This is a genomic window from Roseibium sp. FZY0029 (assembly GCF_036350355.1).
In the GTDB taxonomy this organism is placed as follows: Bacteria; Pseudomonadota; Alphaproteobacteria; order Rhizobiales; family Stappiaceae; genus Roseibium.
On record NZ_JAZDVZ010000007.1, the window covers coordinates 342551 to 368082 of the forward strand.

The window sequence follows — 25532 nt, forward strand, 5'->3', positions numbered from 1 at the left end:
GTCTTCCATGATTTCCCCCACGATTAGTGTACGGTCGCCTTGGCGCCCACGGACGCCAGGTGCATTATGTTTTCTTCGGTCATCTGCGCGCCCGTGACCTCGCCGCTGATCCGTCCCTCCCGGACGACCAGCACACGGTCGCAAACGCCGATCAGTTCCGGCAGCTCCGAGGAAATCACCAGAATGCCGACGCCGCTGCTGGCCAGGTTGCGCAAGATGCGGTGGATCTCTGCCTTCGCTCCCACATCCACGCCGCGTGTCGGCTCGTCCAGGAAGATCAGCTTCGGATTGACCGACAGCATTTTCGCGATTGCGACCTTCTGCTGGTTGCCCCCCGAGAGCGACGACACCGGGTCCGACAGCGAGCCGTACTTGAGGTTCAACCGCTTGCCGAGTCTTTCGGCCTGAGATTCCTCCCTGGTCCCGGCGATCAAACCGAATGGGGTCGCCACCTGTTCCAGCTTGAGAGCGGACACATTGGCGGCAATCGACATGTCGAGAAAGATGCCGTCGCCCTTCCGGTCTTCCGAAAGATAGACGATGCCCTCGGAAATGCTGTCGCGATAGGTGTTCAGCGAGAGCTTGCGCCCGTTGAGCGTCACCTCGCCCGTGACGTCGCCTTCAAGCCGGCAGATGCCCTTCACGATCTCGCTGCGCCCGGCACCGATCAGCCCGGCGATCCCGAGAATTTCCCCCTTGCGAAGTTCGAACGTGACATCCTTGAACCGCGTGCGTTCGCTCAGATTCTGAACGCCCAGAATGATGTCATCCGACTTTTCGCTTTCGGACTGCTTGCGCGGATAAAGCTCGTCGATCACCCGTCCGACCATGGCATTGACCACGTCGTCGGGCTGGATCTCCGCAACGTTGCGGGTGGTGATGTAGTTTCCGTCCCGGAAGACAGAGACGCGGTCGCAATTGTCGAAGATCTCGACCATGCGATGGGAGATGTAGATGATCGAGATACCCTTGCCGGCGAGACGGCGCATGATCTTGAAGAGGATCTGCGCTTCCTTCTCGGTCAGCGCCGCTGTCGGCTCGTCCAGGATCAGCACCCGGCAGTCAAGTGTCAGCGCCTTGGCGATCTCGACGAGCTGCTGGTGGGAGATCGACAGATCTCGCACAAGTGTCGCCGGGTCGATGTCGCCAAGCTGGCCGAGCACCTCGGCAGCCTTCTTTTCAAGCGCGCGGTAATTCATCAGGAAGGACCGGCTGAGATTGGTCGTCGCCATGAAGATGTTCTCGGCAACCGTGACATCGGGGCACAGCGCGATCTCCTGGTGAACAAAGCCGATGCCCAGCTTTTGCGCCACGGCGGGCGACGAAATGACAACTTGTTTGCCGTCTAAATAAATCTCGCCACTGTCCGGCTGCAAGATCCCGTCGATGATATTCATCAGCGTTGATTTGCCGGCGCCGTTCTCCCCGGCAAGCGCGTGGATTTCGCCTTTGCGCAGTTCGAAGTCCACGCCCTTCAGTGCCTGAACGGGTCCGAAGGACTTCGTTAGATTGGAGATCTTCAGGATCACATCGTCAGTCATGGCAAGGCCGATTTGCTCAACATTTCCGGAAAAGAACGGGCTGCCTGATCTGCTTCATCAACTGCAGGCAGCCCGCCGTTTCAACCGGGGTCCAACGGGGCCCCGGCTCATTCGTCAGCTCGGATCGCGGCCTTCCATGTAGACGTTGAGATCGAAGCTATCGGCGTTTTCCTTGGTGATCACGGCAAAGCCGTTGTCGACGTAGGGAATCTGCATCGGGTTGTAGCCGGACACCTTGTAGTCGTTGAACGGATCGAACACGTCGGAGTGCGCAGCCAGGAACACGGCCATGAAGCCCATGAACCCCTGCATGCCCTGGTTCGGGTTAAGCGCCATGTGGATGTTGCCGGCCTTGATGTGCTCCAGCGTGGTCGGCGTCACGTCCGCATGCATGATCAGCACCTTGGCTTCCGCTTCCAGCACCGCTGCGACAGCCCCTTCCGCAGAGCCTGCTTCCGGGATCCAGAGCGCGGCCAGGTTTGGGTTGGCCTGAAGGATCGAGGCCGTTGCCCTGTAGGCTGCGTTGCTGTCCTGGTTGGTTGCCTGGCGGCCGACCAGTTTCATGTTCGGGTAGTTCTTCTCCATGTAGTCAATCAGCGCGGTCACGCGCAGGTCGTGGTTCGACTGACCCGGGTTCTCAAGAACCGCGTATTCGGCACTGTCGCCAACCTGCTTGACGATTTCTTCGGCCGCGAACTTGGCCTCGGCAAGGTTATCGGAGGTGACATAGGCGCTACGCTTGGATTTCGGAGAATCCGCCGCAAAGGTGACGATCTGCGTACCGCTGTCGACCGCCCGATCAATCGGCTCGATGAACGGGTCGGACTGCATCGGATGCAGCAGAACACCAGCAGGCTGCTTGACCATGTCCTGCTCGAACGATGCAATCTGCTTGGTGATGTCATAGTCCGGCGTACCGGAGAAGATCGTCTCGCAGCCGAAGGCGGCCGCGGCCTGCTTGAAGCCCTGGTAGACCGGCACCCAGTAAGGATGCCCTGAGACCATGACGTTCATGATGTAGGTTTCGCCCGGCTCGCACTGCAAGCCTTCCGCAGCCGCCGGAGCGGCAGTCAGGACAGCGGCTGACAGTATGCCGGAAGCCAGAATTCCCTTGAAGATAGAAGTGCCCATAGTTTCCTCCCTGGACCCGCGGTCTCCCGGCCGCAAGCAGCCGAACCTCCGTTGGGTGATCGATTTCAGATTGTCAGGAAATCCGCCTGCGCTCCTCAACGCAGCCAGCCCTGACGCTGCTCCTCCCGCTCTTGCAACCCAGCCTGTCAGAGGCTTCTAGATTTGCAAGAAATTTCAATCACTGGTTTTTATCCCAGCGACACCATGGATAAGAGCCGCCCCCGGAAACCGTCAAACTTTTTTGGTATTTATTTCTTTTTCTGAAATTTATTTCAAACTTCACCACTCTGAATTGGATGAGAACTTTCCATTTCAAACAAACTAAGAACCTGATATTTTTATACTTTTCATAATAGCGCTGAAAACCGTGTGCGAACCAGCTTCACACGCACGATCAAGTCGTAACAACAGATACTGGAGTTCCGCAGCCCGATTTCGGTCATGATACGGGACAATCAAAAACCCCCACCCAACGTCGTAAGGATCGTGAATCTGAATTCACAAAGGCGCCAAGGCTGGCTATATTCTCTCTGCGGTAGAAGGCCGATTGTTTACTGATTTGATATTCATTTTGAATTGCCCTCATATTTCCGGAGAGTTTGTTGTGCCGGCAAAAGAATTGCGAATACTGATATGTTCTGCTGGACGCCGCGTTGGATTGCTTGAGTGCTTCCGCGCTGCCGCTAAACGCATGGGCATCCAGGTGGAAATGCTTGCCTGTGACCTCGCCCCCGATTTAAGCGCTGCCTGCGCAAGTGCGGACCGGGCCTTTGCCGTGCCCCGGTGCACTGATCCAGGCTATGCCGACGCCATCTTCGACATCGTGCGCGACAACCAGATCGACCTTGTAGTGCCGACGATTGACCCGGAGTTGATGCCTCTTGCGGAAGTCTCGGACGCCTTCACCCGAATGGGAGCGCGGCTGCATGTTTCTTCAACTGACGTCATCGAGATTGTCAGGGACAAACGACTGACGTCTGAAGTGCTCGAGGCGGCAGGCGTGCCCGTGCCCGGATCGCTCGGCCACGAAGCGCTGCTGTCCGATCCGGACGCACTCGGTTGGCCCGTGTTTGCCAAGCCAAGCGGCGGCAGTGCCAGCCGGGGATTGCAGGTGTTCCAGACGATCGGCGAGCTGCCGGACAGTTTCGAAGAACCCATGGTGTTCCAGCAATTTCTGCGTGGCCCGGAATACACGATCAACATGTTCGTCGATTCAGATGGCCGCCTGCAAACCGTGGTTCCTCATCTGCGCATTCAGATCCGCGCGGGAGAGGTAGAGAAGGGACGAACGGTTCGCCGGGACGATTTTCGGCAGATCGCCGAAGGCGTGCACCGGGCCTTGCCGAACTTGCGGGGGGTGGCCTGTTTTCAGGTGATCGACGACCCGAAGCTTGGACCGCGTGTCATTGAAATCAACGCAAGGTTTGGGGGCGGTTATCCTTTGGCCGACCATGCCGGCGCCCATTTCGCGCAATGGCTGCTTGAGGAAGTGCTGGGCCAGACGTGCAGCGCGAATGATGACTGGCGGGAAAATGTCAAAATGCTCCGGTTCGACAGCGCGATCTATGACGGCTAACCCTTCTGAACGTCGGCAAGCGGCAATTGCAATTCGCCGGCATCCACTCATCAGGCCCGCCGCTGACGTTGCACCACCGGCCCGGTACTGCTTGCCTGGTGTATGGCGATGATTGTTTTTGATCTGGACGACACGCTCTATCTGGAGCGGGATTTTGCCTTCAGCGGCTATCGCTATCTCGATGGCTGGATGGAGGAACGCGAAGGCCTCAAAGGCTTTGGCAAGGCCTGCCGGAAGATCTTCGAGGACGGCGAGCGCCGCCAGGTCTTCAACCGCGCGCTTGAAAGCCTCGGCCACAGCGGCACCAGTGATTTGATCCCGGACCTGGTTGCGGCCTACCGCGGCCACCCGCCGCAAATTTCGCTGGCCCCGGATTCAGTGCGCTATCTCGAGCACCGCCGCGGTCCGTTTGGCCTCATTACCGACGGACCGGCGGCCACGCAAAACGCCAAGATCGTCGCCCTTGGTCTTGAGCGGTGGATCGAAAATATCCGCAAGACCGGTGACTGGCCGCAGGGTTATGGCAAGCCTCATCCCCGCGCTTACAAGGAAATGGAAGGACTTGCGGCAGACGGCGGGCCGATGGTCTACGTTGCCGACAATCCGGCAAAGGATTTCGTGACACCGAAAGCGCGCGGCTGGATCACCGTTCAGATCCGGCGGACGGGTGCGGTCCATTCACCGCACGCGAAAGACGACGCACACGCGGCCCATGTCGAAATAACGTCGCTCGATGAACTTGACGCTGCGCTGAAGCTCCAGACGCAGTCTGTCAAATAGCTATCAGACTGGTGAAAAACCTGCCGTCAGGCAGGAACGCGCTGCGACAGAACCTCCCGGTACTCATCGAGAATATGCGTCACCTGATAGTTCTCCTCGACCCGCTGTCGAGCCCTTCGCCCGAGATCGGCGACCTCTTCGGCGGTCAGGCGGGCGACGTCGGCCATTGCCTCGGACAGTGCATCCGGGTCCCCCGGCGAAACGACCTTGCCGGTATCAGCCACTATGTATGCTGCATCGCCAACGTCGGTGGTGACCACCGGGCGTCCATGACTCATGGCTTCGGCGACGACATTCGGAAACCCTTCGGTCCGGGACGACAGGACGAGAACATCTATCTGCGAATAGAACGCCTCCATGTCACGCAGCTCGCCGAGCAATTTCAGGCGTGACGGATCAAGTCCTGCGTCCGCAACCATGGCCATGACGTCGCCGTTCTGCTCATCGAGACCGTGACCTGCGGCAACGAAGCGGGCCTCGGGAAATTGCGCAGCGGTCTGGGCCGCGGCCCGGAAGAAGGTCAGATGGTCCTTCTGCGGATGAAACCGTGCAGCAATCCCGAACACGCGGGCCTTGCGGGGTGAGCGCTCCACCGGGTCCGGCAGCACCACACCGTTCGGGATGACCTTGCCGTATCGCGCGGCATAACCATACTGTTCGTGCTGTTCTCTTGCCCGGGCCGAATTGTAGACGATGCCGGCGGCGCGGGATGACAGCAGGCGCCCGCCGGCGACGGCAAGGCGCGTGCTGCGGGTCAGGCTGCGCGGGTCGTCAAGCGCCTGGCGCACTGTCCAGAAGACGGGCGGCGCACCTGCAAGCCGTGCCGAAACTGTGCCGACAACCATCGCATGATACATCCAGCACAGTACCGCCCGCGGGCGTTTCTCCCGCATGAGCCTGGTCAGTTGCAGGATCGCGCCCGGCATCTGCACCGCTCCATGAGCGTTCAGCGAATGATAGTCCACATCCAGACGCCCGGCCAAATTCTGGTTGCGCTCGGAAACGTCGATCAGGGAGACCACCACTGCCGGATCGCGCGTCGCCGCCAGAAGTCTTGCCAGCATCGTTTCCGCGCCGCCGCTGGCGGCGAAGTTGGTGATGACATGCATCACCGGCGCGCCAGCGTCTGTTCCAGCGTCCTCTATAAAACCGTCGCTGGCAAACTCATCCATCCGCTCAGGCCCCGCGCATTCCGCGCCAGACGTCGAGCGGCCTGCCGATCCGCTGCTCAAGCTCGCTGACTTCCGGAGCGTAGAAATCCTGCAGTCTTTTTTCCAGATCCGGGCTCAGTGGCGGGTATTCCTGCGGCCGGGCGACGGCATCGCGAAGAACCTTGATAGGCTTCGTATGCCGGACGCCGTCCAGGACCGGGCGAAACGGCTTCAGCACCCTGCGCAGGGGCAGCGGAACGACGGCCGCATTCTTGTCCTTGACCTTGCTGTCCACCGGAGCGGCCAGCGGCGCCTCGTGACCGATGTGAGCGGCAAGACGGGCGAGCTGAGCTTCCGGCTCACGCCGGATATCCTCGAACAGCAGCAGCAGGATCTGCTCCGGCGGGAACAGATCATAGAACCGGCGAAGATGCAGGGCATAACGGCCGTTGTTGATGAACCGCTTGTCTGCCGCCCTGGCCGGGTCAAGATGATCCTCAATGTTTCGGGACACCTCCCCCCGCCGAAAGAGCATGCAATAATCGGAGTAGGCCCGCGCCGCAGGCTCCCGCATCTGAACGATCAGCCGGACATCGGGAAGGTCTTTGCGGATGCGCTCCGCCGCCTGGGGAACCGTCAGATAGGTGTTCGACTTCTCGCCGACGAGAGCGTCCGGCTTGTCGAAGTTGAACTGAGACAGATACCAGTCCGGTCCCCGGTGATATTCATCGGAAAAATAATGCAGCTCCGGACTGGGCATCGAAATCGTCGGACTGCGTTCGAGAGATCTTTGCAGCCAGGTTGTTGCGGACTTGGCGGCGCCGAAAATCAGAAATCGTATATTTGAATCAAGCATATGCGGTACCTGCGACCTGTGGGCCCACGACGAGCTTTTCGTAAAGGCGGGAAATTTCGGAAACGTGGCGTTCGGCCCCATATTTGGCCGTGGCATCTGCCTGTGCAGCGTCGGCAATTCGGGTTCGCAGCGCAGGGTCGCTGATGAGGCTGCTGATAGGCTCGACAAAGCTCTCCGGATCGTCCGGCTCAACGAGGAATCCTGTTAGACGGTCCGCGATCGCTTCGACGTTTCCACCGTGACGTGTCGCCACGACAGGCGTGCCCAGATACATGCTCTCGATCAGAGTCCGGCCGAAAGGCTCGTTGACGGCTGGCACAAGCATGACGTCCACGCCGCTCATGGCCTCGAAAACCGGTGAGCGAAAACCCATGAAATGGAAATTGTCCTCCAGCCCAATACTGCTGGCCAGCACCTTGCAGGTTTCGTCCAGTCCCTGGGTTGCAGCAACCGCTTCTCCGAACAGCAATCCGTGCACTTGACGATCCGGCAGGGCGCGGCGAACGGCGTCAACCGCCCGGACAAAGCCATCCGGGCGCTTGCGTTTGATAATCGAGCCGAAATAGCCGAGCAGCACCGCGTCCCTCGGCAGACCAAGTTCGTCACACAGCGCGGCGTGAGCGGCTGTGCGGTCAGGGCGAACGGTCGGGAAATCGAACGGACTGCGGATCACGCTGGCCCGGCCGCCGATTGACCGGATTGGACGCGATGGCATGGCATAATGGGAAACGCTCACGATGTGGTCGGCCAGCAAGGGCGCGAGAATGTTCGCTCCCCTGGCTGCCGGGTCCTGACGATGATGCCAGAGGTGACGGCAACCGGACAGTTTGCTGGGCACGATCCAGTTGGCATGCATGCGTCCTTCGTTCGTATGCACGATGTCGGGATCGATCCGCTTCAGCGTCCGGCGCAGCGCAGGCAATGTTTTCGTCAGATAGCCCAGCGGGCCCACACGGCCCGGCAGAGGCAGGCCGGGCGACGACATCAGCGGCGCGTCCTCCAGCACCTCGAAATCAAGCCCCAGATCCCGTGCCCTCTTGCCAATGGCACCGGGCTCGAAATGAACGAGCACGCGTGGCTCGAACCGGTTCGGATCAAGCGAAGCGGCAAGGCTGAGGGCTGAAATGTGGCTCCCACCCAGAACCGGTCCGCCGACGAACGGAAATAATACTCGAATGCGTCTCATGACTGCTCCGGACTACCTGGACGCTGGCTCGGATACTGCCAGGGTGATTGTCAGACTGTCACCGGGACGCATGAAGGCGTTCAGATCGACATTCAGGCTCTGCATCTCGCCGTTCTCGAAACGCGATATCCTGTACGATGGTGTGACGATGGTCTCCGTTTCGGTGGCATCGACAGAGTTTGTCGCGAGAGTCTCGGCGTAGACCTTGTGGGCCAGATCGAGACGGGCTTCGACCTCGAAACGCTTCGATTTCACATCCGTGAGTTCGGAGAGCTTTTCCCCGCGTGTCTTGTCGAACAGGGTCGCGGCGTCCCGTAATGCGAGATTGAGACGCTGCTGCGCGTCAAGACGGGCGACTTCAAGCTGCAGCCGTTTTGCCTCCAGGTCGTTGAGCGCCGTATTGGCAGCGGACACACGCGTCGTCACCGCCAGACCCTTGTCCTTCAGATGCTCCATAGAGGCGAGATCCTGACGGGCCAGCTCGATCTGCTTGTCGCGCAGGACGATCTCTTCGGACAGCTGTGAGATTTTCTCGGTGAGCAGGACGCGAAGATCCTTGAGGCTCTGGATTTCGGCCTTGATCACCTTGATGTTGACGGAAAGGATCTTTGCCTGAACCGGATCTGAGGATTGCGACTCGACCGTGTCGGGCAGATCTTCTGCCGAAAAAAGCTGGATTTCCTGCTCAAGCCTTTTCTGCTGCTCCGCAAGGCCGGCTGCCGTTCCGCGAAGCTGATTGATCTCCCCGGTTATCTTGGTGAGGGAGGTCTGACGCGTCCCGTCTTCGTTCGGAAGGCGATAAAACCCGCCGGCGATCGCAAGAGCTTTTTCAACCGTCATGCCGGGCGTGAAGTCAAATTGACCGGGAGCGGTTACGGCTCCCCCCACGAACACGGGCGCATAGCGCGATATTTCGACGGACACTGCGGGCAATTCCGTCAGGCCGACGATGCGCTGCATACGGCTGGCAATTGTCTCCGCGACCTCGTCCAGGGTCTTGCCGACGACTTCCACGGCGCCCGCAATTGGAACGTAGATATTTCCGTCCGGCGCCATCTTGTAGGAGCCGGCAACACCATCCCAATTGGCAAAGGTCTTGTTTCTGGCATCCCAGGCGCCAGCGCGAAGCTCCAGTGTCTCCCCGCCGGAGAGCCTGTACTGCTCGGCTGCGAGACTGGAGTCAAGAAAAGACATCAATGAAATCAGGGCAATAAACAACCGAATACTCAACGCACAATCCCCCGGCTTAATACCGACTTTTAAAAAATGAAATATTCTCAATGCCGATCAGTATATCACGAAAACCGGCAAATACCCCAAAAGAAACACTGCCAAAACCAGCATCTCCAATGAGACCCCGATGCTGACCTCGCATGCGGCTGATTCTGTATGTCCATCGACCGTTGGAGCGCACATTTTCCATGGATCACATGACCTCCCGCATTGGCTGTCGGTGGTCCCGAAAGCCCGACAGGCAGATCGCGGCCGGAAGCAGGAGCGGCACGCACAGAAACCTTCCGTAGATGTGGGTCACGCCATTCAGGGCGAATCCGAACATGAGCAGTATCGTGAACATCAGCACGCCTGCCCAGCGCGTCTCGGGATTGCTGAACGCCCGCCAACCGACGAACACCAGCGTGAGCAGGACGCCGACAAGACCGAGCAGCGAAACGACACCGCCTTCCGAAAACAACAGCAGGTAGGTGTTGTGAACCGGCGCGCCCAACTGGCTGATCAGCCGGTGCTGATCCACGCCGACGCCGACCCAGATGGACCGGTCGATCATGACGATTGCTTCGCGAATGAGAAGCATGCGGCCATCGAATGTGCCGGCCTCGCTGGAATCGCCGGTCGTCAGCGCACCGTAGACCCGCTCCTGAAACACTTCCGGCAGGAAATATTCCCCGAAGAAAAACAGCACCGCGAGCCCGACCACCGCCACCGCGATGAAGACCAGGATGTGTTTGGCCGAGCCGTAGAAAAACGAAATTCCGAAGATCCCCAAAACCGAGACGATGAACCCGGAATTCGATGCGGACAGCAGCAGGCCGTAGGCGACCGGCGCGGCCGCGGCAGCGAACACGATGCCGGAGATCTGGGAGGTGAAGTAGAGCCAGATCAGGTAGACCAGTCCCACCCCAGCCAACAGCCCGACCCCGTTTTCCCGCTCGATCAATCCGGTCAGGCGCCCGTTTCTCGAAAAGAACCGGGCATCGTCCGGGCTGAACACGGAATAGAGCACCCCGTGCAACATCACGAAGACGAGAGAGAAGGCCATCACCTTGCACAGGAACATCGTTTCCCGCGCCGGCCGCCCCAGAAGCAGCATCGGCATGAGAACGAGCGAAAAGCCGTATTGGCCAACCCCCACTGCCCCGGTCAGCGGATCGCCGGATATCAGCGACCCGACGATCAGACCGCCGCAAAGAAGCAGCACGGAAACCAGCCAGAAAGACGTCATGTCCGCGAAAGGACGAAGCGGAATACGTCTGTTGGCGATCATCACGACAAAGGCGACACAGGCGACGAGATCCGACAGCGTGACGAACACGAAATCGGTTCGCAGATAGGTCATCGGCGACAGGAACACCGCAACGATGACAAGCAGGCGTTCCAGTTCCTGACTGGCCGTGCCTGATCTGACTGGGCTGCGGTGCGGAGAGACCGGGATCGCGCTCAGGGTCAAGACGGCCTCCTCACGTCGCGCGGCCTGCGCGACCAGTAGAGGACGAAGAGAGCCCCCGCCACGAGCGTGCCGTTGAACAGCACATGTGCCGCGGCAGCGCCGACCGGGCCCAGAACATGCACAAGCGGCACGAAACAGGCTAGGAAAACCACGCTTCCGAGCAGGGTCACCCACAGAAGCTCACGGTCTCGCCCCATGCTCAGCATTGCCGGATTAAGCACCATGGTCGCCAGCAGCAATATGACGGCCAGCAATTGAACGTTGACCATGCTCGCCGCCCCATCGAAGCCTGCACCGAAAACGAACGACAACAGGGATGGCATCAGGAACGCGGCGGGGATCAGCACGGTCAGGCAAAGGCCTGCGATTGCCAGCAGCACACCATTTACCAGCTTGTGAAAACCGCGCTCCTCGCCGGAACTCCACTTGCGCGCCAGCTCCGGAAAGATTGCCTGGTTCAGCGGGCGCCCCAGCTTCAGCGCGCTGTCGGCGACCCGGCGGGCAATATGAAAATAGCCGACGAATTTTTCATCCACGAGCACCGACAGCAGGATCACGTCAAGGCGCTGGACCGTCTGACGGATGATGACATTGAAGTTCGAGTTCCAGAGGAAACGCAGAATTCCGGGATTCTCGCTGCGAATGCCTTGGATCGGAATCTGCATGAACGTGCCGTAGCCGCGCTGGCGGACATAGCGCAGCGAAAAGACATATGGCAGCAGACTGTTCGCAAGGCCTTCGATCACCGCAACAACAACAAATCCCCAAAGACCGTAGCCCATCGCCCAAATGCCGGCGGAGAGCACCAGACGCATCAGGGCAATACCGACGTCGACCTTGGCGAGAACGTCGAACCGATCGAAAATCCTTAGCACCGCGACCGCGGTGGGCTTGAGGTTGAGGAGAAGCGCCAGCGAAAACAGCGCCAGATAAGCCGAGCTGTCCTGAGGCCAGCCCATCATCCCTGCTGTCACCTGGGCAGCAAGGATCGCAACCCCGGCAGCGAGCGTGCTGCCTGCAAGGTTCACGTAAACCGACGCTTTCAGCAACCGCATGAAACGGTTGCCGTCATTGTCAGCCAGAGCGTCGACGCCGTATTTGATCACGGCTTGCCAGGGCTCCAGCCGCAGAAGCCGGTCGACGATACGCACATACGCCTGGAAGATCGCAAACAGACCGAGACCGGCCGGACCAAGCGACTGGGCCATGATGGCCAGGGTCCCGATGCTGATCAGCCCGCTGACCGCCTGAGACGAGAAGACCCAGGAAAAATTGCGTATGAGCCGGCTGGCGATCAGGCTGTCTTCGGCAGAAAGGTTGAGCAGGCGGGCCATCAGTCGTCCAGCTTCCTGTCACCGGCAAGCTCTGCCAGCCAAAGCTCGATGTGCGTCTGGTCCGTCCCCGTGGCGATCTGCCATGGGTCGTTCGGCTGACCCGCATCGAGCCCGGCCGTGGCTTCTTCCCAGGCATCCGGAAACCCGTCGCCGTCCTTGTCCACCACCCGTTCCTCCGGCTGAAGATCCGGCCAGCCACCAACCTCGGAAGGAGAATCGATCACCCTTCCGGTGCAATTGCGAACTGTGTCGACAAGCTGACGGTCCAGCGCGTCCCGGTGCCGGTCCGACGGCAGGCGGTCGCCAACCCCTTCCAGCACGAGATCGAGCACTTCGCTTGCTTTCACGCGCGGGACGGACAGCGTTCCGGTCACGCCTTCGATGATTTCCGCCCCCGGATCGGCATCGACCTGCCGGAAGGGACGGTTTTGATCGCAGCGACCGCGGTCGATCGCAAGAACGTCATCGACCTGGACCTCAAGGCTGTACTGGTCGCTTGCCATGATTGCCTCGACGGCGGCGGGTCGCTTGTGGACGGTGTTCGGGCCGGTCAGCGCCACATTGCCGGCATAGATGATGACCGCGTTGCCGTAGTAGTTTCGGAACTCTCCGAATTGGCTGATCGGATTGTAGAAAACACTGTTCACGACTTCCACCGGCCCGTAGTCGTTGCCGTAGATATCCGGATTGCGGTCGCGATTGTGGGCGAAGAGGTTTCGCCAGAGGCTCACGCGCCCGCACTCGAAGGTCTTCCCATTTCCGGAGCAGATCAAGGCCCCCTTGGAATGACGTCCCTTGGGATGATTGGCATGATCCAGGGCCCAGGCGGAAATACTGTTGGCGATCGTTATGTCGCTGGACCGTTCACCGGAAACGTGAATGCCGAGGTTCTCGTCGGTCGCAAACATCAAGGACAGATGATCGAGATAAACGCGCGAGGCATTTTCAAGCGTCACTGCATCGACCGACGAGGACGGCTGCTGGCTGGGTCCTGGACGCACCTTGAGAAACCGGACGACGACATCGCTGGCATTCTTGATGATCACGGCCGTGGCCCGGGATTTTCCGAGCCTGATCTGGATACCCAGCCCCGGCGCCGTCTGACCTGCAACATAGAGGTTCGACCGGAAAAAGAGGGGGCTGTCGAGCGTGATGGTTCCACTCACCTGGAAGACGCAGATCCGGGGCATCTCCCCCTTTTCGACGCAGGCGCGCAGAGAACCCGCACCGGAATCGGCCAGCGTCGTAACCGGAATGACCTCGCCGCCGGTCCAGCCGGTCGCAAATGCTCCGAACCCGGTCGCCCCCGGGAATGCCCGCGGCGCGGCCTCGGCCGAAAGCGTCAGCGACAAAAAGAGGCCGAGGGTAAAAAGGATTGCAGACTGTGTCCTGTTCCTAGCCATCATTCACCACAATTCCGACGTTTGAGGCATTGTTCAGCTCAAGTTGCTGAGCGGCTTTCGAAAGATCTTCGAAGCGGGTCTTCTTCATGCGGGCGACAAGCAGCACCGCCTGGGCGACACTGCCAAGGCGGCAGGCCGCATCGTCACTCAACACAGGTGGGCAATCGACCACGATCAATGAATATTTGCGGCGCAGGATGCTGAGCGCCGTCGTGACGCCGGCCACATTGCCGAAACGCATCGGCACAGCCCCCGAAGCCGGTGCGATGATCGACAGGCTCGGATGGCCAGGCAGATGCCATGCGGCCGCATCGATCCTCAGAGGATTGGCCAGAAGATCGTGGAAATCACTCGCGGTCCGTTTGCGCGACAAGGTCGAGATCAGGTCCGTTTGCGAAGGATCGAGATCGACCAGCAGGACATTCTCGCCTCCCGCGGCCGCATGCGCCGCAAGGGCAAAACTGATTGTGCTCCGCCCCTCCCGGCTCCCCGGTGAGGTTACCAGAACCATGGCGCCGATCTCGCTCCCGGTGCCAATCCCTGCGCCGATCCCGGTCTTGGCCCGAAGGGTCGTATAGAGGGGCGAGATCTTGTGCAGCGCCCGCATCAGGCTGCCTCTTCTGGTGGTCCAGGCCATGCGCTTCACGAACTTTCGTGAAAGCGGAGGCAAGTGCCCGAGAACCGGTGCGCGAAATGCTGTCATCTGCTGCGGCCACCGCAGACGACCGCGAAGGTTTTCCCGCAGAAGTGCCAGAATGAAACCGAATGTGAGCCCGCTGATCAGCGCGCCTGCCATTTCGGTCCTGGGAGACGGAGAAACAGGTCTTGCCGACGGGCTTGCAACACTTACCTGCCGCGCGACCGGCGTCAGCAGCGCTTCCTGCATCGCAAGCGCCTCGATCTTATCGAACAGAAGATCATCCTGTATTCGCATCGATTCCAGCTTCCGCTGGAAGCCGGTTTTCTCGATTTCGGCCGCCGCACGCGCTTCGAGTTTCGCAAGGGTCGCGTCCCGTTCGGCCTTGAGCTCCACGGCTTCTGCCGAAAGCTCTCCCCCTTCGCTGGCCAGCGCCAATTGTGCTTCCAGGCGGCGAAGAGTGTCGGTCAGGGTTAGTGTCTCGGTCTGATCGTCAAGATTGTTGGCCATGGTGAAGGCCAGCAGATCGGCTTCGGCATTTTCCAGCGTTGTCTTCAACGCGGACTGGCGCGACAGGATCGACATTCTGGTCCGTTCGATTTCGGCACGCTGTATTTCCAGCGTGTAGTCGACATAACTGCTGGCAACCCCATTGGCGATTTCGGCCGCCATTTGCGGACTGGCATCGGTTGCAAGGATATCGACCGCGAAAGTCGTGGGACGCCAGATGACCTGGTAGCTCTCCAGAATACTGTCAATCGCGCTTTCTGTAACGGCAGCCTCCTCAGGCATCACCTGCTCCGCCACTCTTGCAGCGAACTGCCGGGACTTCATGACCTCCACTTCGGTGGAAAGTTGAAGCATCGACAATGTTCTGGCTCGCAGTCGGGCTCCGAAGGGGTCGAGACGCAAGATCGCATCATCGAGCACCAGCGTGGCCTGTGCGCTGTAAGTCGGCACAACGGTGGCAAGCCGGTACGACATCAGCGCGCCACAGGCCAGTATGCACAGGACGATCAGAACGATGTTCCTGAGGATCAGCTTGTGAATCTGGATGTTCTCGGGCCTGAAATCGGCAACACTTTCGGCAGAGCGATCCCGTTTTGACACCGGATCAGCCACCTTGCCGGCAGTAGGAGAACTGGTGTTGATCAAAGACAGGGATCGTCTCCTTCACTGTGTTGCGCGTAAGCGCCGGACCTTGCGATCGTTTGAAATTGCCGAACGTCCGAACAATCCTTGAACGGCCCCGCGCGGCACTCGATGCGATTTTCAAAAAGCTGCGACTGAAACTCCGGTGCGCAGCAAAATTCCTAAAAACGTCAGATAAACCGTCTTGTCAGACCCGAAGCCTGCCGGTGTGTCGCGATGGCTGAAAAAGAGAGCGCCATCGCGACAGATGTCGCCTCACTTGGGGGCTTTGTAGATGTAGCTGTTGTTGTAGGCGTAATATCCTCCTGCCCGGTGAGCTCCGTAGTCGCGCAGCGAATAACGCCGAATGTCGACGTCGTTCAGCACCACGCCAGCGAGCGGTATCTGATTGTGCCGCAAGGCCTCAGCCGCGGTCCCGAGGGCATCTTCCGACGTCCGCCCCCAGCGCGCGATCAGGACCACGAAATCCGCGAGAGCTGCCAGACGGTTGGCTTCATCCGCCGCCAATACGGGAGCCGTATCAATCAGGATGACGTCATAGGTCGCGCGCAGTTTCTTCAAGATGGCCTTGCCGCGAGGCGTATCGAACAGGCGTCTTGGCACGATGACATCCTGCGAGAACGACAGGAGATTGACCTGCCCGAACCGGGCACAAGGCACGATCTGCTCGTCGATTGTCTTCTGCTCCTGCCAGATATCCGGGGGCGTCTCCTTCGGCACCTCGCAGCCTGCCATGCGAGTGAGGCCGTGCCGGTGGATGTCGAGATCGATCATCAGCACCCGGTGTCCTTCCCGGGCAGCGGACACTGCGAGTGAGAACGTCAGCGTCGTCTTGCCTTCGTTGGCAAGTGCCGACGTCACGGCCATCACCATGCTGTCCTTTTTGCGCATCTGGTTGGAAAGCAGCGTGAGCAGGCTGCGAAGCGCGAGCTGGAACGGCGAATTCTCCTGCCGGGACGTTTTGCTCAGAAACAGGTCCTGCTTGTCCCGCTTCCGCCAGAAACGAATTCGAGGAACATAGCCGATGGTGCGCAGGCCAAGGTATTGCATCGTCTGCGTACCGGTCCACACGCGGCGGTCGAACAGTTCCCGCAAGACAACGAGCGCCAGACCGACAATCAGCCCGCCCGCAATGCCAAGGGCAAGGATCGCAATGCGGTTTGGTGTCGCCGGTTTCAGTGGCGGGTAAGCCACCGTTACCTGACGGGCATCCGGCTGAAGAAAATCTACCTGTGTTTCCAGCGCGTTGCGCCGCTCAACAAGTGCCTGGTACCTGGCAAGATCCGCATCCAGCGATCTCTGCAGCTTGGACTGTACCAGCTCCGCGCGGGTTCGCTCTTCCAGTTTCTTTTCCACCTCCGCAAGACGGAGTTCGGCCTCATCGACCCGGACGGAAGATCCATTCTGGTCATGTGCCAGGCTCATGATCGAGCTCAACCTGCCGAGTTCCGCCCTCAACTCGTCGCCGAGATTGGTGTCGTCCAGTTCGTTTTCGCGAATGAGGTCAGCCAGACGCGCTTCCATCTCGCTCAGGCGGCCGCCAAGCAACGCGATCCGGTCACGCAATTCGGAGATGGAAGACTGCACGACTTCCTTTTTGTCCCGAAGGGAGCTGTCGATGTAGGTCGTGGAAAGAGTGTTCGCCAGTTGCGCCGCCATGCCGGCATCGGGGTGACGCACGCGAATGTCGAGCGCCAGACTCTCTCCCCGCCGTTCGACCGTGTAGCTGTCGAGCATCCGCACCAGAACCGCTTCCAATTGCTGTTCCTGGTTTGGAACCGGCGTTTCGGTTGCCGACAGATACGGATTGAAATAGCTGTCCGAAATCAGATTCAGCTCGATGGCGACCTTGCGCGCGAATTCGACGGATCGAAGCAGGTCGATCTCGGTTTCCACGTGGATGAGCGACGTGTCGGAGTTCTCGATTGTCGTCTCGGTCGGATTTATCCGCGTTTCCACATTCGACAGAATAATGGTCGACCGTGCGGCATATTTGGGCTGAATGAACTCAAGCGCCTGATACGCAGCGCCAAAGCCTAGCACCATGGCCAATGTCAGCCAGAGCCAGTTTCTTCGCAACACCTTGAACATGGCAAAAAAGCCGAACTGAACCGGCCGTTCCGCCAAGGCATATTGCTCCTGCTGCGAGTCAGCAATAATGCTCATAGGGATCCCCCAATTTCCGTCGAATTCCGCTGCATTTTCTTGATCCTGAAGTCATTTTCTGGCCCTCCACTGCTGGCCGGCATCAGGTCCGTCGCGACGGACATGGCGGCGTCCACAGTGGTGAAAGGATTACGCATTCGCATGTGAATAGCCCTCCACCAGATGTTTGCCGCGTTTGATTGCTCCCTTGCGGGCGACATCGGAAATCGTCCGATCCCAAAGGGCAAGAATGGTCTCCGGTGCCAATTTTTGCCGCAGGTGGCCATTGCCATCCGCCATTGCCGCTCTCAGGGCTGGGTTGGACATCAGACGATCAATCGCCTCGGCAAGCGCCTTGACGTCGCCATCTCGAACCAGAAGTCCGTTCTTCCCATCGAGGATTAATTCCCGGGGCCCGTAAGGGCAGTCGAACCCAATGACGGGAAGCCCGCTGACGACAGCTTCGGCCAGAACGTTCGGGAACCCTTCGAACCGGGAGGAAAGCACAAGAATGTCGGCGTTCCGGATCCATTCCCCCGGCCGGGCGCTCTTGCCCGGCAGGGCAACGACATCCTGAAGACCAAGACGGTCACGCTGTGCTTCCAGACAAGCGCGGGCGGCCCCTTCTCCATAAATTGTCAGTCTTGCATCCGGCTGTTTTTCACGCACGAGCGACATGGCGTCGATGAGAAGGTCAAAGCCTTTCTGTTGATCCAGGCGTCCGACGGCAACCAGCCGGTTTCCATCAGGCGAAGGCGCCACACCTTCGACCGGTGCGCAGGGGTTCGGGATCACCTGGGCGCAGGCCTGTACCCGCGCCGGCAGATCCTGCCGTGCCCGGTCGGTCTGCATCACCATCGCCGCGGCTTTCGGCATCAAGACGTTCTGCGCACGGCGCCAGAGCGGATGTGCGCTTTGAGCCAGCGGATTGTTGCGCTCGGAGGCAATCACGGGCACCGACGATCCGGCGGCCAGCAGGGTCAGGACGTTGATCTTGGTCAGAAACGACAGGCAGGCATCCGGCGACAAAGACCGCACCAGCTTGCGGATATTTGCCAGCCTGCGTAACGGCAGAGGCAGCAGCCCCTTGCCGTCCGTCCGGTCGAGAACGTGAAGGACGACGCTGTCCGGATAGGCAAAATAGGATCCTGCTCCGGGGCAGGTCATCGCAGCAACATGCACTTCATCGCCAAGCTCGGCACGATGTGCCGCCAGCATGGCAACGATCTTTTCCGTTCCCCCTGCACCCAATCCAGCCTGAACGAACAGCAGTTTCATGGCCTATTCTGCCGCCTCCACCAGGGTACGGCGAGGGGCCGGGGCAGTATCATTGTCCTGCCCGCCGCCGTTCAGTTCGATTTCAACGAGCGGCCGGTTCAGGTTTTTCGACTGCAGGAAAATCCGGCCGATGTATTCGCCCAGAATGCCGAGGAACATCGCGTTCAAAGTCATCGACAGCAGGATCAGCGTCGTGGTCGTCGCAAAACCGGCCGGCCAGTCCTGGCCGAAGACAAGCTTGCCGATGATGTAACCGGAGAGCAGCAGGAAGGCGCACAGACCGCCCACAAGACTGATCAGCGAAGCCAGCCGCAACGGCAGAAGCGAATGGTTGATCAGGCCGTCGACCGCAAGAGCGACCATGGCCCGAAGCGGGAACTTGGATTCACCGGAGACGCGGGCGTTGCGGTCGTACTCAAAACCGATCTGGTTGAAGCCCATGCCGCTGATCAGTCCGCGGACATAGGGCGAGCGGTCTTCCACGCGCCGCAGCTCATCGAGAATGCGCCGGTCGGTCAGCCGGAATTCACCCGCGTTCCGGGGAAGGTCGTCCTGGCTGATCGCGTCGATCAGCGTATAGAAAGCTCTGCGCAGCCACGCGACAACCGGACCATCCGGCAGGCTCCTCCGGATTCCGTAGACAACATGATAGCCCTTGCGCCAGGTATCCAGCATCTGCGGGATCAGTTCGGGCGGGTCCTGGAGATCGCAATCAAGCTGGATGGCGCAGGCGCCCTCGGCAGCCCTGTAGGCGGTCAGCACCGACGACTGGTATCCAACGTTGCGCGAAAACCGTATCACGCGAACCCGCGGATCCTTGGCAGCGATTTCCGAGAGAATACCGAAGGTCCGGTCGCTGGAATGGTTGTCCGTGAAAATGAGCTCCGGCTCATAGTCGGGAAGCTGGTCGAATACGTCCATGACGCGCTTGTAGGTGTCGCGAACGTTGTCCTCTTCATTCAGCGTCGGGATCAGGACAGAAACAAGAATCATGCCTGCATCTCCACTGCGAACTTTGGAATGATGTTCTCTCGTGCCCATTTCACGGTCCTTTCGAGGCCATCTTGGAGCTGGATTTCAGGCGACCAGCCAAGGCGATCGCGGATGCGTTCGGCAGAGACGATCAATTCGACCGGATCGCCGGTCTGATCGCCGAAATTCACGAAACCGGCGCCGGCGCCGGTCAGCTTGATCAGGGTCTGCATGACTTCGGCGACCGTCGGGGCATGTCCCGTCCCCACGTTGACCACCGGCCCCGCATCCTCAGGGGTATCGCCCAGCATCAGCAGCGCCCTGGTTACGTCATCGACATGGATCAGGTCACGGCGATCCAGCGGGCTGCGGACACTCACCTTCTGTCCGGCCAGCAATTGAGAAATGGCGCGCGGGATCAGGAAACTCTCCGACTGCCCCGGTCCATAGGTCAAAGCCAGCCGCGCGGTGACGGCCAGGAACGGCAAACGCGGTTGCGCCATTTCCAGATAATGCGTCCCGGCCAGAAGAGAGGCGGCATAGGACCCGGTAGGTCTTTCGCGCGCTGTCTCCGTATAAGGCGTCGCACAGTCCCCGTATTCGGCAATCGTTCCCGTCCGGACGAAACTCCGGGGCGGGCAATCGCAACCGGTCAGGGCCGACAGAAGCGAGACCAGCGGCGTGACATTCTCCTCCACGCTCTCTGCAAGATCCTGCAGGTCCGGCCGGTTTTCGAAGCGGGTGCGCGCGCCCACATGGAAAACGATCTCCGGCCTGGTTGTGGCCAGGCACTTGCCGAGAGCCCGGCCATTGGTGAGATCCAGCCTGTAGAGACCGATGCGCGATCCGATGCCGGCGAGCCGGGCCACGGACGAGCGAGGCCGCACGACGGCGCTAACCTCGTCGCCGCGCTGCAAACAGGCCCGGGCCAGGTTCGATCCGATGAAGCCGGATGCTCCGGTTATGAGAACGCGCGCCATTAGCCTTCCTCAGGGCACAATCTTCGGCGTCGGAAGAGGCACGATGAACTTGCCTCCCTTTGCCTCGAACTCGGCCATCTGCTGGCGGATCTCGTCCAGGAAATTCCAGGCAAGAACCAGCAGATAATCAGGCTGCTTCTCGGCCACCGCTTCCGGTCCCAGAACCGGAATGTGCTTGCCCGGAGAGTAGAGCCCCTGTTTCAGCGGGTTCCTGTCGACCAGAAAATCGAGCGTCTCCGTGCCGATGCCGAAAAAGTTGAGCAGCGTATTGCCTTTGGCGGGTGCGCCATAGCCGGCAATCGTCTTGCCTTCTGCCTTCAGCTCCGCCAGCAACTCAGTGAGATCCTTGCGAATCTGATGAACACGGTCGGCGAACGCCTCGTAGGTCGCAGCCTGCGTCATGCCGGCCTTGCGTTCTTCTTCAAGCATCTCGTCGACGATTGCAGCGCGCTTCACCTTCAGGGCAGCCGGCTGCATGAAGACGCGCATCGAGCCACCGTGGACCGGAAGCTTGGTGACATCCACCACATCCAGACCAACGCTTTCGCCCAGGCGCACGATGGAAAGCAGGCTCAGTTCCGACAGGTGCTCGTGATAGACATTGTCGAATTCGTTGGTCTCCAGGATCTCCTTGCCCCACGGCACTTCGATGATGAAGACACCGTCATCGTCCAGAAGCGTCAGCACACCTTCGGTAAATCCGTGCAAGTCATCGATATGGTTGAAGGTGTTGGAAGTCGTGATGACCGCCGCCGGCCCTTCGGACTGTCGCAAGCCAGCCGCCGTCTCCGGGTTGAAGAAAGCCGTGTGCACCCTGACGCCGCGCTCTTGCGCAATGGTCGCAAGGTTTGCCGCGGGGTCCACGCCAAGCGTCTTGCCCCCGAGCTTGTTCGCGTGGGACAGCATGAGACCGTCGTTGCAGCCGATGTCGACGATCAACCCGCCGTCCGCATTGTCCACGGCAACCTTCGCCAGCTCCGCGAAATGGGAATGCATCGTCGCGGCACCCGAAGGCACGTAAAGGTAGTTTGTGAAGAAATCGGCCGGAACCTGATCGGCAACCTGGATCAACCCGCAATCGAGGCAGGCTTGCGTGTTCAGCGAGAAGGCGACCTGCGGCTTGCCGCGATCGGCCTCGCTGGCAAACATGTTGGCCGGCGGATGGGTGCCCATCGGCAGGAACAGCAAAAGATCCTCGGAACCGCAGGTTCTGCAGGTACGGCGGATGGACTTGTCTAGCTCGTACTTATTCATTGTTTTAAATCGCTCTTAAAATGACTTGGAATGTCTGGGTTCTTGTTCACTGCCAATTCCGCGCGGAAAAATTCGCGCCAGTTCAAGCTATCGATGCCGCCTCTCAGGGAATGTGCCCGCACATAAACCGGCGGGCTTCCGTTGAAGAAAACGGCAGGTTCGGCATTATCCGACCCTCTCGTTGCCTGCTGCCACGGCGCTGAAACCGGAAGAAAACCGGCTCAGGAAATCAGCGACACGTGCATGCATGTAGTCGACATGATCGTCGTTGAGACCGTGGTGACAGGCCAGAAGGATACCGCCGCGCATCACCGCGTCGGCGATCGGATAGCCTGACGGATCAACCTTGCATTCGACGTCCTTCATTGCCGGCTGGCGCAGGATATTGCCGGTGAAGACCGGGCGGGTCTGGATGTCGGCCTTTTCGAGATAGATTTGCAGCTCGCGCCTGGTGAACGGTGCATCGGCCCGGATTGTCAGCGGGAATGCCAGCCATCCCGTCCTGGCGCCTTCAAGCTGGCGCGGAAGGACGAACCAGTCCTCATAGTCGGCGAAGAACCGCTTGTGCGCTTCGAAATGCCGTTCGCGCACCGCGATGTTGTGCTGCAACTTGCCGAGCTGCACGAGCCCGAACGCCGCGCTGATTTCCGAAGGCTCCAGATTGTAGCCAAGCGCTTCGAAAACGAACTTCGCATCATATTCGATGTCGTCGAGCCGGACATTGAACCGGTTTTCGATTGCCTCCGATTCAACGAACAGTGACGAACTACGGCCCCAGGAACGCAGCAACAGCGCCTTGCGCGCCAGCTCCGGGGTGTTGACACACAGCATGCCACCGTTGCCGGCCCCGTTGATGACGTGCGAACCGTAGAAACTCGTCGTCGAGACATCCGAGTAGATCCCGGTGCTTTCGCCGGAAATGGTCGCGCCCAGAGTATCCGCGCTGTCCTCGATCACCTTGAGGCCATGCGCATCGGCGATCTCGCGAATGCGCTTCCAGTTCGGCAGGTTGCCGATCAGGGAAGGGATCATCACCGCAGAAGTTGCGGGGGTGATCATCTTTCCGATGGCCGTCTCGTCGATGTTGTAGGTTCCCTCGGCAGCGTCAACGAACGCCGGCACGAGGCCCTGGCGGACGAGCGGGGCAACCGTGGTGGCAAATGTCAGCGCGGGAGTGATGACCTCGCTGCCTTTCGGAAGGTCCAGGATCTCGACGGCCAAATAGTTGGCCGAAGACCCCGAGTTGACCATGATCCCGAAGTTCTTGCTGAAAAGCTCGGCGACCTTCTGCTGCATGTCACGAACACGCGGCCCCATCTGGGTCGAGGTCTTGAGCACTTCGACCACGGCGTCGATTTCTTCCTGTCCGTGTACCGTCTGACCGTAATTAACTCGCATGTGCCAATTCTCCGGTAATCTCGCGATGTCTATTCAGCGACCATCGCGTAGCGCGCGAGACTGCTGCCAGCCATCAGGGCGCTGTAACCTGCAATCTGCTGTTCGCTGCACTCATTCATGTCTTCGCCAAGGGCGTGGGCCTTGTACCAGTCGACCGTCATCCCGATTGCCTCGGCCAGCCTGAGCTGCGGCCGCCATCCGAGGCGGGTGCGTGCCTTGGTGCTGTCGAGGCGCAAAATGCCGGCTTCGTGCAAAGCCGCCCTTCCCGGCTGTTGCTCGGGAAAACGAACCTCCGGAGCACCTTGGCCCCAGGCTGTCCGCATCATCAGCATCAGCTCGCGCACATTGACCGTGCTTTCGATATCAGGACCGAAGTTCCAGGCACCCGCAAACTCGGCGCCGTCCTCGGCGAGCCGTGCGGCAAGCTGGAGATAGCCCGAGAGCGGCTCCAGAACGTGCTGCCAGGGGCGTACGGCCTCGGGACTGCGGATCTCGAGCGGCACACCGCTCGAGGCAGCCCGAACGATGTCCGGCACCAGGCGTTCCTGCCCCCAGTCGCCGCCGCCGATGACGTTGCCGGCCCTGGCCGTGGCCAGTTGCGGTCCATCGCTATCTGTGAAGAACGCGTGGCGGTAGGCCTGTGCGACGAGTTCGGTACATCCCTTCGACGCGCTGTAGGGATCATGCCCCCCCAGCGGATCGATCTCGCGATAGCCCCAGGTCCACTCGCGGTTGTCGTAACACTTGTCGGACGTGATCACGACGACTGCGCGCAGCGACGGCATCTGGCGAACCGCATCCAGGACGTTGGCCGTTCCCGACACGTTGGTCGCGAAGGTTTCCGCCGGGAACCGGTAGGAATGGCGCACCAGGGGCTGGGCGGCCAGATGGAAAACGATCTCCGCATCGACGCCCTGCAGGGCCTTCTGCACCGCGGCCGGATCCCGGATGTCCGCAATCCGGCTGTCCATCCTGTCCTCGAGGCCGCAGGACCTGAAGACCCCCGGCCCCTCGTTGGGAGGCAATGACAGACCGACGACATCGGCTCCAAGATGCAGCAGCCAGGCCGACAGCCAGCCGCCCTTGAACCCGGTGTGCCCCGTGATCAAGACCCGGCGGCCAGCGAAGGCACGGCCGATATGAGGATCGATAAATCCGGACATGGTCGACATCTCAGATCGCGAGCGCCGGCATGTCGGCAGGCATCTCCTGGTTGAAACGCAGCCACGGTGGCGGCAGCTCATCGCACAGCGAATTGAGCGTGTCCCGGTCACGGACGGTATCCATCGGATGCCAGAAACCGTCGTGACGATAAGCCATCAGCTCGCCGTCCTTGGCCATCTGGGTCAGAGGCGACTGCTCCAGCGGCTCGGCATCGTCAACCATGTAGTCCAGGACACCAGGTTCAAAGACGAAGTAGCCACCGTTGATCCAGGTGTCGCGCTTGCGCACCTTTTCGGTAAACGCAAACACCCGGTCGCCCTTGAGCTCGATGTTGCCGAAGCGCGCAGGCGGCTGAACGGCCGTGACGGTAGCAAGTTTTCCGTGCGACTTGTGGAAGTCGAGCAGGGCATTGATGTCGATATTGCCCAGACCGTCCGAGTAAGTGCACATGAAGGTTTCGTTGTTGAGCCAGTCGCGCAGCCTGCGAATACGGCCGCTGGTCATCGTGTGAGAGCCCGTGTCGACGACGCACACGTTCCAGCCGCCCGGCTCCGACGGCACGAGACGCAGCTTTCCCGTGTCCACCGACACGGAAATATTGTTGGCGATCAGGTGGTAGTTGGCGAAAAACTGCTTTATCAGCAATGCCTTGTATCCAGCCGCAACAACAAAGTCGCGGTGACCGAAATGGCTGTAAATATCCATGACGCGGGCAATGATCGGCCGACCGCCGACCTCGACCATCGGTTTGGGAATGGTGACTGTCTCTTCAGCCAACCGCGAACCCAACCCACCGGCAAGAAGTACAGTTTGCATTTTCTTCTCCCTGATTGTCTAAACACTGAAAACAAAATCTTGGTTTGAAACGAAGTCAGTCCGACTGAAATGATCGCGCTGACACTTGATCG

At 60.0% G+C, this 25532-nt stretch carries 20 protein-coding genes; 2 read left to right on the top strand and 18 right to left on the bottom strand.

What is annotated here, in order from left to right; all coding sequences use genetic code 11:
* Nucleotides 1-23: 23 nt before the first annotated feature.
* On the bottom strand, nt 24-1541 hold the full coding sequence (locus V1T76_RS21135; RefSeq protein WP_330562652.1) for a sugar ABC transporter ATP-binding protein: 1518 nt from the start codon (nt 1539-1541) through the stop codon (nt 24-26).
* A 114-nt stretch (nt 1542-1655) separates the two neighbouring features.
* Nucleotides 1656-2672, bottom strand: coding sequence for a substrate-binding domain-containing protein (locus V1T76_RS21140; protein ID WP_330562653.1), 1017 nt, complete (start codon nt 2670-2672; stop codon nt 1656-1658).
* A gap of 604 nt (nt 2673-3276) precedes the next feature.
* Between V1T76_RS21140 and V1T76_RS21145 the strand changes: the two genes are divergently transcribed.
* Both V1T76_RS21145 and V1T76_RS21150 read left to right on the top strand, forming a co-directional pair.
* Nucleotides 3277-4248, top strand: a complete 972-nt coding sequence (locus V1T76_RS21145; protein WP_330562654.1) for an ATP-grasp domain-containing protein — start codon at nt 3277-3279, stop codon at nt 4246-4248.
* Between the two features lie 108 nt (nt 4249-4356).
* A complete protein-coding gene (locus tag V1T76_RS21150) occupies nt 4357-5028 on the top strand; it encodes an HAD family hydrolase (RefSeq protein ID WP_330562656.1) in 672 nt (223 codons plus the stop codon).
* A gap of 26 nt (nt 5029-5054) precedes the next feature.
* Here the strand turns inward: V1T76_RS21150 and V1T76_RS21155 are convergent, their stop codons facing one another.
* From V1T76_RS21155 to rfbF, 16 genes are all read right to left on the bottom strand, one after another.
* Entirely contained in the window at nt 5055-6200 is a 1146-nt protein-coding gene (locus V1T76_RS21155; protein ID WP_330562657.1) for a glycosyltransferase, read from the bottom strand.
* A 4-nt stretch (nt 6201-6204) separates the two neighbouring features.
* Entirely contained in the window at nt 6205-7035 is an 831-nt protein-coding gene (locus V1T76_RS21160; RefSeq protein ID WP_330562658.1) for a sulfotransferase family protein, read from the bottom strand.
* Nucleotides 7028-8221, bottom strand: a complete 1194-nt coding sequence (locus V1T76_RS21165; RefSeq protein ID WP_330562659.1) for a glycosyltransferase family 4 protein — start codon at nt 8219-8221, stop codon at nt 7028-7030. Before V1T76_RS21165 ends, V1T76_RS21160 begins: the two co-directional genes overlap by 8 nt.
* A gap of 12 nt (nt 8222-8233) precedes the next feature.
* Nucleotides 8234-9415, bottom strand: a complete 1182-nt coding sequence (locus V1T76_RS21170) for a polysaccharide biosynthesis/export family protein (RefSeq protein ID WP_330562660.1) — start codon at nt 9413-9415, stop codon at nt 8234-8236.
* A gap of 232 nt (nt 9416-9647) precedes the next feature.
* Nucleotides 9648-10907: an O-antigen ligase family protein gene (locus V1T76_RS21175; protein ID WP_330562661.1), complete on the bottom strand. Its 1260-nt coding sequence runs from the start codon at nt 10905-10907 to the stop codon at nt 9648-9650.
* The gene (locus V1T76_RS21180; RefSeq protein ID WP_330562662.1) at nt 10904-12241 is read right to left on the bottom strand and encodes a lipopolysaccharide biosynthesis protein; all 1338 of its coding nucleotides are present in this window, start codon (nt 12239-12241) and stop codon (nt 10904-10906) included. The genes V1T76_RS21175 and V1T76_RS21180 overlap by 4 nt, the downstream gene beginning before the upstream one ends.
* Nucleotides 12241-13647, bottom strand: a complete 1407-nt coding sequence (locus tag V1T76_RS21185) for a pectate lyase family protein (protein WP_330562663.1) — start codon at nt 13645-13647, stop codon at nt 12241-12243. Before V1T76_RS21185 ends, V1T76_RS21180 begins: the two co-directional genes overlap by 1 nt.
* Complete coding sequence (locus V1T76_RS21190) at nt 13637-15436, bottom strand: hypothetical protein (RefSeq protein ID WP_330562664.1); 1800 nt, start codon at nt 15434-15436, stop codon at nt 13637-13639. The genes V1T76_RS21185 and V1T76_RS21190 overlap by 11 nt, the downstream gene beginning before the upstream one ends.
* A 252-nt stretch (nt 15437-15688) precedes the next feature.
* Nucleotides 15689-17599 carry a GumC family protein gene (locus V1T76_RS21195; protein ID WP_330562665.1) on the bottom strand — a complete coding sequence of 637 codons (1911 nt, stop codon included), beginning with the start codon at nt 17597-17599 and terminating at the stop codon, nt 15689-15691.
* A 129-nt stretch (nt 17600-17728) separates the two neighbouring features.
* Nucleotides 17729-18856, bottom strand: coding sequence for a glycosyltransferase family 4 protein (locus V1T76_RS21200; RefSeq protein ID WP_330562666.1), 1128 nt, complete (start codon nt 18854-18856; stop codon nt 17729-17731).
* A 3-nt stretch (nt 18857-18859) separates the two neighbouring features.
* A complete protein-coding gene (locus V1T76_RS21205; protein ID WP_330562667.1) occupies nt 18860-19849 on the bottom strand; it encodes a glycosyltransferase family 2 protein in 990 nt (329 codons plus the stop codon).
* A complete protein-coding gene (locus V1T76_RS21210; RefSeq protein WP_330562668.1) occupies nt 19846-20808 on the bottom strand; it encodes an NAD-dependent epimerase/dehydratase family protein in 963 nt (320 codons plus the stop codon). The genes V1T76_RS21205 and V1T76_RS21210 overlap by 4 nt, the downstream gene beginning before the upstream one ends.
* A gap of 9 nt (nt 20809-20817) precedes the next feature.
* The gene (locus V1T76_RS21215; protein WP_330562669.1) at nt 20818-22062 is read right to left on the bottom strand and encodes a class I SAM-dependent methyltransferase; all 1245 of its coding nucleotides are present in this window, start codon (nt 22060-22062) and stop codon (nt 20818-20820) included.
* A 165-nt stretch (nt 22063-22227) separates the two neighbouring features.
* On the bottom strand, nt 22228-23460 hold the full coding sequence (locus tag V1T76_RS21220; protein ID WP_330562670.1) for a DegT/DnrJ/EryC1/StrS family aminotransferase: 1233 nt from the start codon (nt 23458-23460) through the stop codon (nt 22228-22230).
* A 29-nt stretch (nt 23461-23489) separates the two neighbouring features.
* Nucleotides 23490-24623, bottom strand: coding sequence for a CDP-glucose 4,6-dehydratase (rfbG, locus tag V1T76_RS21225; RefSeq protein ID WP_330562672.1), 1134 nt, complete (start codon nt 24621-24623; stop codon nt 23490-23492).
* Between the two features lie 10 nt (nt 24624-24633).
* Nucleotides 24634-25440, bottom strand: a complete 807-nt coding sequence (gene rfbF / locus V1T76_RS21230; RefSeq protein WP_006932359.1) for a glucose-1-phosphate cytidylyltransferase — start codon at nt 25438-25440, stop codon at nt 24634-24636.
* Nucleotides 25441-25532 lie beyond the last annotated feature (92 nt).

Coding starts and splice junctions, on each gene's coding strand:
- V1T76_RS21135 (WP_330562652.1), bottom strand. CDS start 1,541: ATGACTGACGATGTGATCCTGAAGATCTCCAATCTAACGAAGTCCTTC.
- V1T76_RS21140 (WP_330562653.1), bottom strand. CDS start 2,672: ATGGGCACTTCTATCTTCAAGGGAATTCTGGCTTCCGGCATACTGTCA.
- V1T76_RS21150 (WP_330562656.1), top strand. CDS start 4,357: ATGATTGTTTTTGATCTGGACGACACGCTCTATCTGGAGCGGGATTTT.
- V1T76_RS21155 (WP_330562657.1), bottom strand. CDS start 6,200: ATGGATGAGTTTGCCAGCGACGGTTTTATAGAGGACGCTGGAACAGAC.
- V1T76_RS21160 (WP_330562658.1), bottom strand. CDS start 7,035: ATGCTTGATTCAAATATACGATTTCTGATTTTCGGCGCCGCCAAGTCC.
- V1T76_RS21165 (WP_330562659.1), bottom strand. CDS start 8,221: ATGAGACGCATTCGAGTATTATTTCCGTTCGTCGGCGGACCGGTTCTG.
- V1T76_RS21170 (WP_330562660.1), bottom strand. CDS start 9,415: ATGTCTTTTCTTGACTCCAGTCTCGCAGCCGAGCAGTACAGGCTCTCC.
- V1T76_RS21180 (WP_330562662.1), bottom strand. CDS start 12,241: ATGGCCCGCCTGCTCAACCTTTCTGCCGAAGACAGCCTGATCGCCAGC.
- V1T76_RS21185 (WP_330562663.1), bottom strand. CDS start 13,647: ATGATGGCTAGGAACAGGACACAGTCTGCAATCCTTTTTACCCTCGGC.
- V1T76_RS21195 (WP_330562665.1), bottom strand. CDS start 17,599: ATGAGCATTATTGCTGACTCGCAGCAGGAGCAATATGCCTTGGCGGAA.
- V1T76_RS21200 (WP_330562666.1), bottom strand. CDS start 18,856: ATGAAACTGCTGTTCGTTCAGGCTGGATTGGGTGCAGGGGGAACGGAA.
- V1T76_RS21205 (WP_330562667.1), bottom strand. CDS start 19,849: ATGATTCTTGTTTCTGTCCTGATCCCGACGCTGAATGAAGAGGACAAC.
- V1T76_RS21210 (WP_330562668.1), bottom strand. CDS start 20,808: ATGGCGCGCGTTCTCATAACCGGAGCATCCGGCTTCATCGGATCGAAC.
- V1T76_RS21215 (WP_330562669.1), bottom strand. CDS start 22,062: ATGAATAAGTACGAGCTAGACAAGTCCATCCGCCGTACCTGCAGAACC.
- V1T76_RS21220 (WP_330562670.1), bottom strand. CDS start 23,460: ATGCGAGTTAATTACGGTCAGACGGTACACGGACAGGAAGAAATCGAC.
- rfbG (WP_330562672.1), bottom strand. CDS start 24,623: ATGTCCGGATTTATCGATCCTCATATCGGCCGTGCCTTCGCTGGCCGC.
- rfbF (WP_006932359.1), bottom strand. CDS start 25,440: ATGCAAACTGTACTTCTTGCCGGTGGGTTGGGTTCGCGGTTGGCTGAA.